This is a genomic window from Lentzea alba (genome assembly GCF_047445655.1).
GTDB classification, from domain to species: Bacteria; Actinomycetota; Actinomycetes; order Mycobacteriales; family Pseudonocardiaceae; genus Lentzea; species Lentzea alba_A.
The window spans coordinates 148,358-165,426 of the sequence record NZ_JAJAEG010000020.1; the positions used below are offsets into that span (position 1 = coordinate 148,358).

8 protein-coding genes are annotated in these 17,069 nt (G+C 69.2%); all 8 read right to left on the bottom strand.

Features of this window, described 5'->3' with window-relative positions; genetic code table 11:
• Positions 1 to 29: 29 nt before the first annotated feature.
• Positions 30 to 233: a hypothetical protein gene (locus tag LFM09_RS30985; protein WP_414100108.1), complete on the bottom strand. Its 204-nt coding sequence runs from the start codon at positions 231 to 233 to the stop codon at positions 30 to 32.
• A gap of 39 nt (positions 234 to 272) precedes the next feature.
• On the bottom strand, positions 273 to 2,873 hold the full coding sequence (locus LFM09_RS30990; protein ID WP_414100109.1) for a BTAD domain-containing putative transcriptional regulator: 2,601 nt from the start codon (positions 2,871 to 2,873) through the stop codon (positions 273 to 275).
• Positions 2,874 to 2,876: 3 nt separating this feature from the next.
• A complete protein-coding gene (locus tag LFM09_RS30995) occupies positions 2,877 to 5,723 on the bottom strand; it encodes a BTAD domain-containing putative transcriptional regulator (protein ID WP_414100110.1) in 2,847 nt (948 codons plus the stop codon).
• A gap of 60 nt (positions 5,724 to 5,783) precedes the next feature.
• Positions 5,784 to 8,447, bottom strand: coding sequence for a BTAD domain-containing putative transcriptional regulator (locus LFM09_RS31000; protein ID WP_414100111.1), 2,664 nt, complete (start codon positions 8,445 to 8,447; stop codon positions 5,784 to 5,786).
• A 130-nt stretch (positions 8,448 to 8,577) separates the two neighbouring features.
• Complete coding sequence (locus tag LFM09_RS31005) at positions 8,578 to 9,435, bottom strand: hypothetical protein (protein WP_414100112.1); 858 nt, start codon at positions 9,433 to 9,435, stop codon at positions 8,578 to 8,580.
• Entirely contained in the window at positions 9,435 to 11,234 is a 1,800-nt protein-coding gene (locus LFM09_RS31010) for a BTAD domain-containing putative transcriptional regulator (RefSeq protein ID WP_414100113.1), read from the bottom strand. Before LFM09_RS31010 ends, LFM09_RS31005 begins: the two co-directional genes overlap by 1 nt.
• Before the next feature lie 144 nt (positions 11,235 to 11,378).
• Positions 11,379 to 14,081, bottom strand: coding sequence for a BTAD domain-containing putative transcriptional regulator (locus tag LFM09_RS31015; protein WP_414100114.1), 2,703 nt, complete (start codon positions 14,079 to 14,081; stop codon positions 11,379 to 11,381).
• A 110-nt stretch (positions 14,082 to 14,191) separates the two neighbouring features.
• Positions 14,192 to 16,885 carry a BTAD domain-containing putative transcriptional regulator gene (locus tag LFM09_RS31020; protein ID WP_414100115.1) on the bottom strand — a complete coding sequence of 898 codons (2,694 nt, stop codon included), beginning with the start codon at positions 16,883 to 16,885 and terminating at the stop codon, positions 14,192 to 14,194.
• Between the last annotated feature and the right edge of the window lie 184 nt (positions 16,886 to 17,069).

Here is a 17,069-nt window from a genome sequence, read left to right on the forward strand (position 1 = left end):
GACGACACGGATGGCGAACCTCGCCCCGGTCATACCCTCCGACGAGCCTCCTCCAGCGCGGCCCGCAGTCGTTCTTCAGCCTTGGCGTCACCCGCGTCGGCGTAGTTCTTCAGCCCAGCGCTCGCCACGTCGATGACCTCTTCTGCCAGGCCAAGCGCAAGTTGTGCCTCCACCATCGCAGCGAGCGCGCGCACGGCCCCGAAGTGCTCTCCCCGCGACTCAAAGACGCTCAAGGCCTTCTCCGCACCGACCAGCGCGGCGGTCGCGTTGCCCTACGCAAGATCGACCTGGGACACCAGAACCGCGCAGTAGGCGGTGCCGCGGTCGTCCTCGATCGGGATCATCAGATCCAGCGCTTCGCGGCTCGCCGCCCCCGCCCGCTCCAGATCGCCATGCGCCAACCCGGTCGACCCGATCCGGGCCAGCGTGCCCGCGATCTCGTGTGGCATGTCCAGCTCGCGACTGATCGCCAGTGCGTCATCCATGACCTGCACGCAGTCTGCATAACGCCCTTCGTTCGCGAGCATCGTGCCCAACTCGCGCAATGCGCTCAGCTGGATGAGCGGCTCACCGCTCTTCTTCGCGGCTGCGACCGCACGTTCCGCGATCGCCAGCTGAGGCTCCCCGTTGTGGGCCGTGTTGTAGTAGGCCAACGCACCCAGCACGATCGCGAGTTCGGCCTGAGCTCCGACTTCCTCGAATCCGGCCGCGCAGCGCGCAAGCTCTGCAAGGACCTCGTCAGTGACACCACGCAACAAGATCTGCACCTGCAGCTGGAAGTGCGTGCGCCACATGATCAGCTCGTCACCGTTGGCGAACGCGGCATCGCGAACGAGGGTCCACTGATGTTCGAGCCGCTCCTGCGGGTAGAAGCTGTCGAGGTAGGAGAACGAGCGCTGCGACAGGTTCTCCGCGGGGTCGGCCCAACCCCGATCCAGGCAGTGGACGACGGCCCGATCGATGTTGACCATCTCCGCGAGCAACCACGCCTCTGGACTGCTGGTCAATCGTTCGATCTCGGACCTGTCCAACGCACTGGAAGGGGTGAGAGGTCGCGGTGGCAGGTCGTCGGCTGCGAACGAGACTCTGGTCGCCTCTCCGACAACGGTCAGCAACAGGTCGATGTAGTCGCGCAGCGCTGCTGTGACCAGCTGCTGATCTTCACCGCGAACCAGTTCGGCCGCGTACACCGCCAGCAGGTCGTGCAGCCGGTAGCGCGGTTCACCGGTCGCGTCGAGGCCGACCTCGTCCAGCAGGTTCGCCTCGACCAAGCGTTCGACGAGTCGCTCACCGTCGCCGCCGGCAAGCACACCGACCGTCCAGGACGCGACGTCCGTTGCCCCGAGCAGGCCCAGCCGGCGGAAGGCGGTCGCCGCGTCATCGGACAGAGCTTCATAGCTCGGGCCGAACGTCGCCCTGACCTCCAGATCGCCGGCGGCCAGCTCATCCAGCCGACGGTGCTCGTCCGACAGCCGTCTGGCCAGCGAACTCAGCGGCAGTGACTCGCGGGCGGCAAGTCGAGCACCGACGACCCTCAGCGCAAGTGGCAGGCCACCACACGCCTCGACGATCGCGCTGACGGCGGTCTGGTCGGTGGATGCCCTCGACTTGCCGATGATCCGTGACAGCAACGAAGTGCCGTCCTCGACCGACAACGGCGGTACTCGCACGCTGTGCGCACCCTCGATCTGGACCAGGCGCTTCCTGCTGCTGATCAGCACCGCGCTGCCGGCCGTTCCCGGCAGCAGCGGCCTCACCTGCTCCGGGCCTGCCGCGTCGTCCAGCACCACCAGCATCGCGCGGTCTGCCAGCTGCGTGCGAAAGGCCGCGCTGCGCGCCTCCAGTCCGTCCGGCATCGCTGTGACCGGAACGCCCAGTGCGACCAGCAGCTCGCCCAACACCTCAGCTGGATCGCGCGGCGCGGCACTGGCACCGTTGAGGCGGGCGAACAGCTGACCGTCGAGGAAGCGGCCACGCAACCGGTGCGCGGCCCTGATCGTGAGCCCGCTCTTGCCCACACCAGGAGCGCCGCTCAGCACGATGACAGGCACGCCGTCCGCCGACGCGAGCTTCTCCTCCACCTGACTGAAGAGGCGCTCACGGCCCACGAAGGTGCCGGAGTCAGGTGGCAGCTGACAGATCGTCTGGCGCGGCTGCGCGGTCGACGCGATGTCCTCGCCGGAGAGCATCGCGCTGTGCAGCCGGCGCAGTTCGGGTGACGGATCGACGCCCAGCTCGTCGACCAGCAGCCTGGCGACTTCGCGGTAGCACTCAAGGGCCTCGGACTGGCGGCCTGAGCGGTAGAACGCGGATATTCGCTGAGCCCAGAAGCGTTCCCGGAGTGGGTGTTGCTGAGTCAGCGCGCTCAACTCGCCGACGAGTTCACCCGCCAGGCCGCGGTCCAGATCGGCTTCGATCCTGCGCTCGAGCACGCCGAGGCGTTCGTCGTCCAGCTGCGCCGCCTCGTCCCGGTGCAGCAGCTCCGAGCCCACGTTCGCCAGCGCTGGACCACGCCACAACTTCATCGCCGCTGCGAAGTCGCCGGCTCGCGCCAACTCGCGGAACCGCAGCAGATCCAGCTCATCCGGCCCCACCTCGGCCAGGTAACCGCCGCTCATCGTGCGCACGCAGTTGGCCGCCCCCAGCGACTGTCTCAGCCGGACGACGGTCATCTGCAACGTCTTGTGCGCGCGATCAGTGGTCGGCGCGTCGTTGCCCCACAGCCGTTCGAGCAGCTCGTCCACCGACACGAACTGGTTGGGACGCAACAGCAACGTCGCGAGCAAAGCTCGGCACCGACCCGCAGGGACAGCCACGGGCTCGTCGTCCAGCAACACTTCTACCGGGCCCAGCACCCGGAACTCGACGCTCAACGCTCACACCCTCCGCTTGGCTTCCGCCAGCGCGGCCCTCAGTCGTTCTTCTGCCGCGGTGTCACCCGCATCCGCGTAGTTCTCCAGGGCGGTGGTCGCCAGGTCGATCACCTTCTCGACCATGCCGAGTGCGAGGTCCGCCTCTGCGGCCACGGCGAGCGCTCGAATGCTCCCCCGGCGCTCGCCCAGCGCCTCGAAGATGCTCAGGGCCTTCTCCGCTCCGATCAACGCCGCACTCGCGTCACCCAGCGCCAGATCGACCTGGGACACCAGGACGGTGCAGTAGGCCGCGCCCCGATCGTCGCCCAGCGCGGATATCAGGTCCAGCGCCTCACGACTCGCCGCGCTGGCTCGCTCGAGATCACCGCTCGCCAACGTGCTCGACCCGATCCTGTTCAGCACCATCGCCAGGTCGTTGCGATCGCCGATCTTCCTGCTTAGCACCAGCGCCTCGTCGAAAACCCGGACCGACTCGACGTGGCGCCCTTCGGTCGCGAGCATCGTGCCCAGCTCGCGCAAGGCGCTCGCGTGTGTGCGGGGCTCGCCGCTCGCCCGCGCGGCGGCCACCGCGCGTTCGGCGAGTGCGATCTGCGGCTGTCCGGTGTGGAGCATCTTGTAGTAGGCCAACGCTCCCAGAGCGACCGCGAGTTCGGCCTGGGCTCCGGCGGCCTCGAACCCATCCACGCACCGCGCGTACTCGGCGATGACCTCCTCGGAGACGTTCCTCGTCACCAGCTGGCTCGTCAGCCGCAGGTGGGAGCGCCACGCGATCAGGTCGTGGCCTTCGGCGAGCGCCACCTCGCGGACGCGCTCGCACACCTGCAGGATCCGCTCGTGAGGGAGGTAGACGTCGAGATAGACGAGAGCGCGGTGCAGCAGGTTCTCGGCCGACTCGACCCAGTGGTGGTCGAGGCAGAGCGCGATTGCGCGGTCGATGTTGAGCATCTCGGCGAGCAGCCACTTGCCCCGGCTCTCGGTCAGCCGCTCGATCTCCGCGGGCTCCAGCAACTTCGACCGCGTGATGGGGCGCTTCGGCGTGTCATCGGCGGCGAACCAGTCCTGAGCCGCCTCGTCGGCGAGAGTCAGCAGCACCTCGACGTAGTCGCGCTGAGCAGCGGTGACGAGTTCCTGATCCTCGTCGCGAACCAGCTCGGCCGCGTACACCGCGAGCAGGTCGTGCATGCGATAACGCGGTTCACCGGTCGGGTCGAGGCCGACCTCGTCGAGCAGGTTCGCCTCCACCAGCCGTTCGACCAGCCGCTCACCGTCGCCGCCCGCCAGCACCCCGACCGCCCATGACGCCACGTCGGTCGAGCCGAGCAGTCCGAGCCGCCGGAACGCGGCCGCCGCGTCCGCCGGCAGGGCTTCGTAGCTCGGCCCGAACGTCGCGCGGATCTCCAGGTCACCGGTGGTGAGCTCGTCAAGCCGGCGCCGCTCGTCGGACAACCGGCGCGCCAGCGAACGCAGGGGCAACGACTCACGGGCAGCGAGCCGGGCACCGGCGACCCGCAATGCAAGCGGCAGACCACCACACGCGTTGACGATGGCGCCGACAGCATCCCGGTCGGTGGCCGCTCGAGACTCACCGATGACACCCGCCAGCAGCGAGAACCCGTCCTCGCGGCTCAACGGCGGCACGCGCAGACCGTGCGCGCCTTCGATCTGGACCAGGCGTTGCCGGCTGCTGACCAACACCGCACAGCCGGGAATGCCCGGCAGCAGTGGTCTGACCTGCTCCGGCCCGACTGCGTCGTCCAGGACCACCAGCATCGAGCGATCGGCCAGCTGGGCCCGGAAGGCGGCGGTCCGGGCTTCCAGACCATCAGGCATACCGGTGATCGACACGCCCAGAGCGACCAGCAGTTCGCCGAGCACCTCGGCCGGATCGCGCGGAGCGGCACCGGCTCCGTTCAGACGGACGAACAGCTGACCGTCGGGAAAACGATCACGCAACCGGTGCGCGGTCCTGATCGTGAACGCGCTCTTGCCCACGCCGGGAGCACCGCTCAACACGACCACCGGCACGCCGTCGTCCGACGCCGTGAGTTTTGCCGCCACCTCCCGGAACAACGACTCACGCCCCACGAAGTTCGCGGTGTCGGGTGGCAGCTGGCAGATCACCTGCCGCGACCGTTCCGTCTGGGCCGTGGCCTCGCCGTTGAGCATGGCGAGGTGCAGTTGGCGCAGTTCCGGGGATGGATCGACGCCCAGTTCGTCGGCCAGCAGCGCGGTGATCTCGCGGTAGCACTCCAGAGCTTCGGCCTGCCGGCCTGAGCGGTAGAGCGCCGACATGCGCTGGGCCCAGAAGTGTTCGCGGAGCGGGTGTTGCTGGGTGAGCAGGCTCAGTTCGGCGACTAGCTCGCTCGCCAGGCCGCGGTCCAGGTCGGCGTCGATCCGGCGTTCCAGCACGACCAGTCGTTCGTCTTCGAGCAGCGGTACCTCGTCGCGGTGCAGCGACTCGGATGCCACGTTCGCCAGCGCTGCGCCGCGCCACAGCTCCGTCGCGGAGGCGAAGTCGCCGGACCGCGCCAGCTCGCGGAACCGCAGCAGGTCCAGCTCGTTCCGCCCGACCTCGGCCAGGTAGCCACCGGCCGTCGTGCGCACGCAGTTGGCCGCGCCCAGAGCCTGGCGCAACCGCAGCACGGTCTGGTGCAACGTCTTGTTAGCACGGTCGACCGTCGGCGGCTCGCCGTCCCACAGGCGGTCGACAAGCTCGTCTACCGAGACGAACTTGTTGGGGCGCAACAACAAAGTGGCCAGCAGCACTCGGCAGCGACCGGCCGGGACGGGGACCGGTTCGCCGTCCAGCAGGACTTCCAACGGGCCGAGCACACGGAACTCGACGGTCACCGGTCACCCCCTCGCAGGTCGGCGGTCAACGAGTCTGACATTTCCGCAAAAGTCTGCCGATCACCAACCGAGTTCCGCGATTCGGGCACGTAGCTGGACCGTCGCCGGCTCGTTGCCCTGCGCCTCACGCAGCCGCAGCGCCTCCCGCAGCACGGCCACCGCGTCTGCTGGGCGTCCGCGGCGCAGGTGGGTGTCGGCGAGGTTCTCCAGCGTCACGAGGCGGACCGAGGTGGCGACCTGGTCCTCGGGCAGCGCGAGGGCGCGGTGGAAGGTCGCGATCGCCTCGCTGATCCTGCCCAGTTCGGCCAGGAGCATGCCTCTGGTGTCCAAAGTGGAGGCGAGCAGGTAGTCGAGGCCCGCCGTGGTGATGGTGGCGTAGGCCTCCTCGTTGGCGGCCAGGGCGGTTTCGTGTTCTTTGAGGCCCACCAGGGTCATGGCGTAGTTGTTCAGGGCCGTGGTGAGGCCTGCGGGTTCGCCCTGGACGCGGCGGAGTTCCACGGCTCGTTCGTGCAGCGGGCGTGCTGACTTCAGGTCGCCGCGGCGGCCGTGGTTGACGGCCCACTGGTCGAGAGTGACCGCGATGCCGTGCAGGTGGCCGATGTTCTCGCGCACTGCCAGCGCCTCGGCGTAGCAGTCGTCGGCCTCGTCGTAGCTGCCGGTGGCGCTGAGAGCGTTGCCGAGCGAGTGGAGGGTGTTGCCGACGGCGAACGGGTCGTTGGCCGCTCGGGCGGCATCCAGGGCGATCCGGCACAGCTCCACACGTTCGGAGGGGACCTGGCGGACGTTCAGGTAGCCGAACATCGTCGTGGGGAGCTGCCACGCGTGCTGGTACAGGCCGTGCCCGCTGGCGAGGCGGGTGGCGGCCATGAGGTTGCGGTGCTCGGTTTCGGACCACTTCAGGGCTGCGGCGCGGTCGGCCAGCGGGGTCGGGGTCACGCCGGTGGAGATCTCCGGCAACGTCAGCGCCACCCGGCTGCGACGCAGCAGGCGGTCCGCGCCTTCTGCGGTGTGGAGGTAGAAGTCGAGCAGTCGTCGTACGGCTGCTGGGCGTTCGGCGTCCTCGGATCTGGCCAGCGAGAACGCGCGCAGCAGATCGTGGAACGAGTAGCGGTTCGGCGTGCGTTCGGTCAGCAGGTGCATGCGGGTCAGGTCTTGCAGCGACTTGCGGACCTCCGTGCGAGGCCTGCCGTCCAGGGCGGAGGCGGCGTCCAGCGAGATGTCCGGGCCGGTCGCGAGAGCGATCAGCCGGAAGAGGCGGGCGGTGGCGGGGTCGAGCGTGCGGTACGAGCTGGTGAAGACCGTTTCGACGCTGTCCGGCAGGTCGCTGGCGGCCAGTTCGTCGGCGAGCGCGCGCAGGGTGAGTGTGGGGTCGTCGGCTGCTCTGGAGGCCAGTACGGCGAGCGCGAGGGGCAGGCCGGCGCAGAACGCGATCAGGTCGGCAACGGCGTCCGGTTCGGACTGGACGCGCTCCTCGCCGAGACGGGCGGTGAGGAGGGCGGTGGCGTCCTCGGCGGTGAGCAGGTCCAGCGTCACCGGGACGGCGCCTTCGCGGACGACCAGGCCGGTGAAGCGGTTTCGGCTGGTCACGACAGCCAGGCAGCCGCGGCCGGCAGGGAGCAGTGGGCGGACCTGTTCGACGTCCCGGGCGTTGTCGAGCAGTACGAGGACGCGGCGGTCGGCGATCACGCTGCGGTAGAGCGCGGCGCGTTCGGGCAGGTCGGCGGGGATCCGACCGCCTGGCACGCCGAACGCGTCGAGGAACCCCGCCAGCACGTCGGCCGGGGCGACCGGGTCTGCGGACGGGTCGAAGCCGCGCAGGTCGGCGTAGAGCTGGCCGTCCGGGAACTTCGCGGCGATGGTGTGGGCCCAGCGGACGGCCAGCGCGGTCTTGCCGATGCCCGCGGTGCCGTCGATCGCGGTGATCACCACGGCCGCGCCACCGATGGCGAGGGCGCTCAGCCTGGTCAGTTCGCGGTCGCGCCCGGCGAAGTGTTCGGGTGGTGCGGGCAACTGCCTCGGTACGCCGGCCGGGTCGAGCAGGCGTTCGTGCAGCTCACGCAGGGGCTGGCCGGGTTCGACGCCCAGCTCATCGGCCAGGTGGGCGCGGATTCGTTCGTACGCCGCGAGCGCCTCTTCCGGCCGGCCTGCCCGGTGCAGTGCCTGCACGAGCTGGGCCCAGAAGCCCTCGCGCAGCGGGTGTTGCCCGGTCAGTTCCTGGAGTTCGGCCACCAGCTCCGAGCTGCGGCCGCGCGCCAGGTCGGCGTCGATGCGCCTGCCGGTCGCGACGAGCAGTTCCTCGACCAGCTGCGGCACGTCCTCGCGGTGCAGGTGCGGTGAGTCGACGTCGGCGGCCACCGGACCGCGCCAGTGGGCCAGCGCGGCGGCGAACTCGCCCTCGGCGACCAGGCGCCGGAACAGGGTCAGGTCCAGGCGGTCCGGGTCGACCTCGGCGAGGTAACCGCCGGTCGTCGTGCGCACGCAGTTGGCGTCGCCCAGTGCCATGCGAAGCCGCCGCACGACCATCTGCAACGTCTTGTGCGCCCGGTCGACAGTGGGCGGCTCTCCGTCCCAGAGCCGGTCGACCAGCTCGTCGACGGACACGAACTCGTTGGGGCGCAAGAGCAACGTGGCGAGCAGCACACGTCCGCGACCGGCGGTCACCGGGACCTGGACGCCGTCGCGCAGCACCTCCAGCGGTCCGAGGACGCGGTACTCGACGTTCATGACCCCTTCAACGGTTCTGTCCACGTGAGACGTTGAGTGTGAGTGAAGTGTGAGCGGAGGTTGGCAAGGTGGTGACCAGCCGAGGACGAGAGCGGCAGTTGCACCTGGGGGATGCCGCTCTCGTCCCCGGCTAGCCAAGCTCTGCCAGCCGCTGGGCGACTCTCTCCGCGTGCTCATCACCGAGATCACGCCAGAGGCGCTCTGCGCGTTGCCATGCGGCGGCAGCTTCTTCATGCCGATTGAGGCCGGCCAGCGCTATGCCGATCGATTCCTGCATCGCCGCTTCGGCGTCGGCGTCGCCGAATTGCTGAAGCTCCGCGACGACCGACGGGAGTTCCGACAGCGCTTCGTCGTACCTACCCAGATTGGCGAGAGTCGCGGCCCACATACCGTGAACACGAATCGTCAGGTACTCATCGCCCAGACCTGAGGCGGCGGCGACAGCCAGTTCGGCGTCCAGCAACGCCTCGGCGTGGCGACCTTGAAGATTCCACGTTCCGGCAAGATTGAGTCGGCAGACAGCCTCCAGGTACCGATCGCCGATCTTGACCGCGATCGAGAGCGCCCGCCGCAGGGAGTTCGCCATGTCATCCGTTCGACCAAGCCTGCGGTACAGCACGGATACGTTGATCAGACCTGCTGCCTCCGCGTAGGGCTCTTCCGCCACGTGCGCGAGTGGCAGTGCGGTCTCGAAGCTGTACAACGCGTCGTCCCGCCGACCTACGTCGTCGTAGAGCGATGCCAGCTTGAGCTGCAGGATCATCTGCTCCCGAGCAGTGCCGAAGCCCAGCACGGCCTCGAACATTTCAACAGCCTCGCGCCGGTGGTCTGGCTGGATGAGGAGGTATCCGTGCAGGTGCAGCGGAACCAGCCAGGCATGCCGGTCCCAGCCTCGGGCAATCGCTGCGGACACGACGGCTCTCAAGTTCGCCCACTCCTGGCGCCGCCACATCAGCGAGTCGGTCCACGACGAGAACTGCTGCGGCATCACTCCGGTTTCCACCGCGCCGGCTCGGGCCAGCATTTGCTGCCGTCGAGAGACGTGGCGTTCTCCAGCGTGTGGACGTACCACTCGGTCAACCTCAACGCCGCTGCCTCGTCATCGCCACAGAGCTCCACCGCGTAGGCGCGCAACAGGTCGTGGAAGTCGTAGCGACCCGGCGAGCGCGACTGCACGAGGTGGTCGGCTACCAGGCGCTCCAGCAACCGCCGGGCCTGAGCGACTGAGACTCCTGCCAAGGCCGCAGCTGCACTCACGTCGAAGTCTGGACCGGGATGGACGGACAACAGCCGGAACATGCGCGCGGACTCGTCGTCCAGCGCTCGGTACGACCAGCTGAACACCGCACGCACGTCGACGTCCTCGAAGTCGCTCAACGCATCGAGACGCGCCGCACCCAGTTCGTCGACGAACTCCCGCAACGACGTGTCCGGGAAACGTGAGACCCGCTCAGCGAAGACCCGCAGTGCCAGCGGGAGCCCGGCGCAGCACTCCACGATCTCGCGCGCGGGCTCCGGTTCCGCGTCGAGCCGCTGTTCGCCCAGCACAGCAGCGAGCAACGACCGTGCCGCGTCGAAGTCCAACTGCTGCAAGCCGATCGTGGCCGCGTCGTGCTGCGAGACGAGCGCACGGAGCTGGTTGCGACTGGTGATCACCACTCGCACCCCGGCCGACCCAGGCAGCAGCGGAAGGACCTGACGCGGCGATGCGGCGTTGTCGAGGACGAGCAGCAACCGCCGGTCGACCAAAGTTGTGCGCAGCAAGGCAAATCGAGCCTCTGCACCAAGCGGGACGTCCTCCACGCCGAGGCCGACGAGGAGCATCTCGGCCGCGACCGCCGGATCGATCGGCTGGGCCTCGGGGTCGAACCCGCGCAGGTTCACGTAGAGGTCGCCGTCCGGGAACTCCTCCCGCACCTCACGAGCCCAGCGCAGCACCAGGGCCGTCTTACCGACCCCGCCGACACCGTGCACGACGGTGACAGCGGACGGCTTGGCGAGCAGCGCGAGTTCGGGATCGCGGCCGACGAAGTTCCGCACACCCGCCGGCAGCTGACGCGGCACCTGACGTCGCCCAGGAGACACCTCGGCACGCAGGATCTGCTGGTGCAGCTCCTGGAGCTCAGGACCGGGGTCGATGCCGAGCTCGTCGGCCAGCTTCTCGCGAACGTCCTGGTAGGCGGCGAGCGCCTCGGCCTGCTGCGCGGACCGGTACAGCGCGAGCATCAGGTGCCGCCAGAACGGCTCCCGCAGCGGGTGCTCGGCACACAACGACCGCAGCTCGGCCACCAGCTCACCGGCGAGCCCGCGGTCCAGATCGGCGTCGATGCGCCGTTCGAGCACCGTGAGCCGCTCGTTGACCAGCTGCGGCACGTCCTCGCGGTGCAGCCGCTCGGACGGCACGTTGCCGAGCACCGACCCACGCCACAACGCCGAGGCCGCGCCGAAGTCTCCAGAGCCGACCAGCGCACGGAACCGCAGCAGATCGAGCTGATCGGGATCCACCGCGGCCTGATAGCCCCCAGGCCGGGTCCGCACGCAATCAGCCTCGCCCAGCGCCACCCGAAGCCGGCGAACCACCATCTGCAACGTCTTGTGCGCGCGAGCTGCGGAAGGCGGCTCGCCTTCCCACACGCGGTCGATCAGGTCGTCGGCCGAGATGAACTGGTTGGGGCGCAACAGCAACACAGCCAGCAGCACGTGGCAGCGACCTGCCGGAACAGCCACCGGCACGCCGTCGAGAAGCACTTCCAACGGCCCCAGCACGCGGTACTCGACTCGCAACATCCCTCCAGGTCAGGGGCAGTGTAGACGCGGAGTGATCGCGGTGTGAGCAAAGTGTGAGCGGGCTCCGGCAGAGTTCTTCCCAGCGGTGCTGGTGGCAAAGTTTCCTGGGGGGCCACCAGCACCGCTCAGTACTTGAAGGCCTGGTCAGGGCAACGAAGCGAGTTGTGTCCGCACGAGCTCGGCGTAGGGGTGCTGGTGGAACTCGAAGGCTTCCAGCGCCACGATCCAGCACCGACGAGCTTCCTCGAAGTCGGAGAGGCCCTGGTGCGCCTCGCCGAGCATCCTCCTCACGATGGCGATGTCGAACCAGCTTCCGAGCTGTTCGTACCCGGCGAGTGAACGCCCCAGGACCTCGATCGACTGCTCGAACTCCCCCAGCCTCAGGTGGATGGTCCCCCTGGTCAGGGAGCAGCTGGCCAGGTCATAAGGGCTTTCGAGGTCCTTTCTCAGCGCGAGCATCTCGGTGCAGAGCTCCAGCGCCTGCTGGTAGTCGCCGATGGTGAGCAACGCCTCCACGACCGGTTGGATGGCCAGGGCGATCTGTTCGGCGGTCGCACCGGGATCAGTTCGTTGCAGGTCGAGGGCGGCCTGCGCCACCTGCAGCGACTCGTGCGCGCGATCAAGGACGACCAACGTCCACGCGAGCCCGCTCTGGCCGCGCACCTGCCCGTGCACGTCGCCGAGTTCCGCGTACGTGCGGCTGCTCGCGTCGAACCTGCTCCCGGCCTCCTCGTACCGGCCGAGCCTGGTGATGGCCACGGCCTCCAGGAACATCATCTTCGCAGCGCGTTCGTGCTCGCCGACCCTTGTCGCGGCACGTTCGGCACTGCCGAGCGCCCACGCCCAGTCGCGCCACGGGCCGATCCGGTCGATCAGGTCGAACGCGATCCACACCAGTTGCCAGGTGTGGCGGTCGAAGCCCTGGGCCTCGCTCTGGGCGATCACGGCGCGCAGGACGCCCGCCTCCGCGCGGAACCAGTCGTGCACCGCCGCGAGCTCGGCGAACTCCTCCGGAACCGTCCCCGGCGCCGAAGGAGGCTTCTTCGAGAACTGCCGGTGTCGCGCGTGATGGGTCTCGTCGACTGCGATCAGAGTGTGGATGTAGTGGTCGAACGTCCGCTCAAGAGCCCCGTCACGAGCCTCGGGTGACTCCTCCGCTGCCGCACGATCGGCCGCGTAGACGCGCAGCAGGTCGTGGCACGTGAACCGGCCGGGCACGTGCTCGGACAACAGGTTCGCCTCGACCAGTTCCCGCACGCACTCCTGCGCCTCGTCGACGGACAGGGCCGCCAGGCTCACGGCCGCGGCCACCGTGATGTCCGGTCCAGGGTGAACCCCGATCAGCCGGAACATCCGCGCGGCCGCGGGACCGAGCTGCTGGTAGGACCACTGGAAGACCGCCCGCACGCTGGTGGCCACGTCGCCCGTGTCCAGTGTGTCGAGACGGGTGCGTTCGTCGGCCAGCTCCGCGACCAACGCGGACAACGGCCGCTTCGGGGACTGTGCGGCACGGGCCGCCACGATCGCCAGAGCCAGTGGCAACCCTCCACACCACCTGATCAGCTCGTCGGCCGCGTCGACCCGTTGCGCGCCGAGCCTGCTGATCAACAGCGTGTGCGCCTCGGCGTGACTGAGCACGTCCAACGCCAACGGCTGCATGCCTTCGTTGACGGTCAGCCCCGTCAACCGGTCGCGACTCGTGATCAGCACCAGACCGGGAGAAGGCCCCGGCAGCAGCGGGCGGACGTGCTCGGGGTCGCGGGCGTTGTCCAGCAACACCAACATGCGCCGATCGGCGACCAGGCTGCGGTACAGCGCCGAGGCGGCTTCGAGGTCGACCGGCACGCGGTCAGGGGCGATGCCGAGCGCTTCGAGGAACCGGCCGAGCGCGTCGCCCGGCGACATCGGCTCCCGATGCCGGTCGAACCCCCGCAGGTTCACGTAGAGCTGCCCGCCAGGAAAACGATCAGCGACACCACGAGCCCAGTGCACGGCCAAGGTCGTCTTGCCCACGCCCGCGGTACCGGTGATCCCCGCGATCACCAACGAGTCACCACCTGCGAGGCAGCTCAGCTCGTCCAGCTCGGCTGACCGCCCGACGAAGCGCGACACGACCGTGGGCAACTGCCGGGGCACCGGCCCCCGCACGCGAACCGAACCCGACAACACCTGCTGGTACACGGCCTGCAGTTCCGCACCCGGATCAACACCGAGCTCGTCGGCCAGCGACGAGCGCACCTCCTGGTAGGCGGCCAGCGCCGCAGCCTGCTGCCCGGACTCCGCCAGCGCCAGCATCAGCTGTCCCCAGAACACCTCCCGCAACGGGTGCGAAGCCGTCAACCCGCGCAGCTCAGCGACAAGATCAGCGGCCTTCCCCGTCTCCAGGTCGGCACCGATCCGCCGTTCCAGCGCCAGCAGCCACTCCTCGGTCACCGGCGGCACGTCGTGCTGGTGCAACGCGTCCGATCGGACGTCCGACAACATCGGCCCGCGCCACAACCGCGTGGCGGCGGCGAAGTCACCGACCGCGACCAACGAGCGAAACCGCAGCAGGTCCAAAGAGGAGACATCGGCGCGATACCCGCCGCGCAACGTGTGCACGCAGTTCGCGGCACCCAACGCCTGGCGCAACCTGGTCACGATCATGTGCAACGTCTTGTGCGCGCGATCCGGCGATGGCGGTTCACCGTCCCACAACCTGTCGACCAGCACGTCCATCGACACGAACTTGTTGGGGCGCAACAACAGCGTGGCCAGCAGCACTCGACATCGACCGGCCGGCACCGGCACCGGGGTGCCGTCGAGCAGCACCTCCAGCGGGCCGAGGACCCGGTACTCAACTGGCACTGGCCGCCTCCCGAGTGGCATGTGACCGAAGTGTGAGCGGTGTCGAAGACCCTATGCGTGGCCGGTCCGACCGCAGCTACCTCCCTCTTCGCTGTGGCCGGACCGGTCTCTCAGCCCAGGCGGGCCAGCAGTTCGCGCAGGTCGTCGGCCTTGGCGAAGCCGAGATCGTCGTAGATGTCGAGCGCCGCGTGGTAGTAGCCGCGGGCCGCGTCACGTTCGCCGAGCTCCAGCTTCATGTCGGCCAGCCGCACCAGCGTGTCGGCCTGGTTGTGCCGGTACGACAGGGTTGCCTGCAGTTCGACGGAGCGGAGGTAGTTCGCCTCCGCCTCCTCGTAGCGGCCCAGCGCGCGGTAGATGCTGCCGAGCGTGTCCCGGTTCGAGGCGACGACCGTGTCCCGTTCGTCCGGCACCAGTTCCAGGAAGATGTCGCGTGCTCGCACGGCCCAGGTCGCGGCCTCGACGTGGTCGCCGAGTTCGTTGTGGACGAACCCGAGTGATGCCGCGACGCTGGCCAGTTCGATCTGGTCGCCGCTCGCCATGGCCACCTCCAGCGCACGCGCGAGTGGATCCAGGGCGTCGGCGTACTTGCCCTGGCGGCCCAGCAGGTAGGCGAGGCCGCGCAGGTCGTTCGAGAGGCCGATCTGGTCGCCCAGCAACGAGTCCAGCGCTACGGCCGCGCGCAGGTGTTCTTCCGCCTCGTCGAACTTCTGCTCCGGCACCAGCAACGACACCAGGCCGCGACGCGAGCGGCACTGGCCCTCGACGTCCCCGGCGCGTTGGGCAGCTGCCAAAGCCAAGCGCTGCAGGCGTTCTCCTTCTCGCCGGCGGCCCGTTGCCAACAGGAAGTGGCGCATCGCCCAGACCGTGCGCCACACGTGCCCGTCGAATCCCGTCTCGCCGGCCGCGGTCACGGCCGAGCCGAGCACCGCGCGTTCTGTCGCGTACCAGCGATCGGCGTCGGTGTTCGTCTCGAACGTGAGCACCACGGCACCAGAAACAGCAGCAGGCGTGGTGATCGGCTGGCGCAACGGGTCGGAGCGGGCCGTCGCGGCCAGCGCCGAGTGCAACAAGTGGTCGAAGATCCGTTGCCGACCTGCAGCACGTTCATCCGCAGACAAGCGATGAGCTGCTTCTTCCGCCGCGTACGAACGCATCAGGTCGTGCAGGCGATAACGGCCGTCAAAACTGATCAGGCTGTAGCGGACCAGTTCGTCCAACGCCTCGGCCGCGGGCGCCGCCATCAGGCTGGTCGCGGCCGCCTCGGTCACGTCCGGGCCGGGATGCAGGCCGAGCAGCACGAACAACCGCGCCGCCGCCGGGCTCAGGCACCCGAACGTCCACGAGAACACCGCCCGCACGCTGGTCAGCGGATCGTCGGTGTCCAGCGCGTCCAACGCGGCATGCTCCAGCTCCTGCACGAGCATGCTCAACGGGTGTTGGTCGAGCGTCGCCCGTGCGGCCACCACGCCAAGTGCCAACGGGAGTCCCGCGCACAGTTCGACCAGCCGGGTGGCCGCCGCAGGCTCGGCCGCGACCCGGTCCGCGTCCACCCGGCCGCTGAACAGCACCATCGACTCGTCCTGGTCCAGCACGTCCAACGGGAACGCGCGGTTCTGCGTGACCAGGCCGCGCAAGCGGTTGCGGGACGTGATCACGACCAGGCTGCGCGAGCCGCCCGGCAGCAACGGCCGCACCTGGGCGAGGTCGCGGACGTTGTCGAGCAGCACCAGCACCCGGCGCCGGGACAGCAGGGCGCGGTAGCTCTGCAGCATCGCCTCGGTGGCGACCGGGATCTCGTCCGCCGGCACGCCGAGGGCCAACAGGAAGTCGCGGGCCGTGCTGTTCGGGTTCACCGGCGCGCCGGTCGGGTCGAACCCGCGCAGGTCGGCGTAGAGCTGCCCGTCGGGGAACCGGCCGGCGACCCGGTGCGCCCACTGCACCGCGAGCGACGTCTTGCCGATGCCGCCGCTGCCGTTGATCACCGCGATCGGCTGCCGCGTGCCGAGAACGCCGTCGAGCCGGGTCAGCTCGGCTTCCCTGCCGACGAAGTGCGGCAACGCCGTGGGCAGCTGACGAGGCACCTGATGGGCCACCCGAACCGGCGCGTCACCGGCCAGGACCTGCTGCTGCGCCTCCCGCAACCGCTGGCCCGGCGTGACCCCGAGCTGCTCGTCCAGCACGACCGCGACCTCGTGGAACGCCGCCAGCGCGTCCGCCTGCCGGCCGCTGCGGTGCAACGCGAGCATCAGCTGTGCCCAGAACACCTCCCGCAACGGGTGCTGCGTGGTGAGCGTGCGCAGCTCGGGCACCAGCTCCGCCGCGACACCTCGCGCGAGGTCGGCGTCGATCCGGTGTTCCAGCGCGGTCAGGCGTTCGACGGCCAGCGCGGGCACGGCGTCGCGGTGCAACGACTCCGAGCTCACGTTCGCCAGCACCGGCCCGCGCCACAACGCGGTCGCCTCCGCGTGCTCGCCGGCGTTGAGGTGGGCGCGGAACCGCAACAGGTCCAGCTGGTTCGCGTCGACGACCGCCGCGTAACCACCTGCACCGGTCTGCACGCAGTTGGCGGCACCGAGCGCCTGCCGCAGCCGGGCCACGACCATGTGCAACGTCTTGCCCGCGCGGTCGATGCTGGGCGGTGACCCGTCCCAGAGCCGTTCGACGATCTCGTCCGCCGACACGAACTGGTTGGCGCGCAACAGGAGTGTGGCGAGCAACACGCGGCACCGTCCGGCCGGGACACCGACCGGGACGCCGTCGAGCAGTACCTCAAGCGGCCCCAGCACGCGGTACTCGACTGCCACGTCGTCCCCTCCCCCAGGTGACCGAGCGCCGAGTGTAGAGGCGTGGACTCGGTGTGACCGAAGTGTGAGCGCCGCAGTGCAAAGTAGTGATCAGCCGGAAGGTGAGAGTGACAACGCGAGTATGGGGGGTGTCACGATCGCCTGTTCCCGCCCTGTTCGGCCCTCCCCAGTGGGTCGGCCAGGG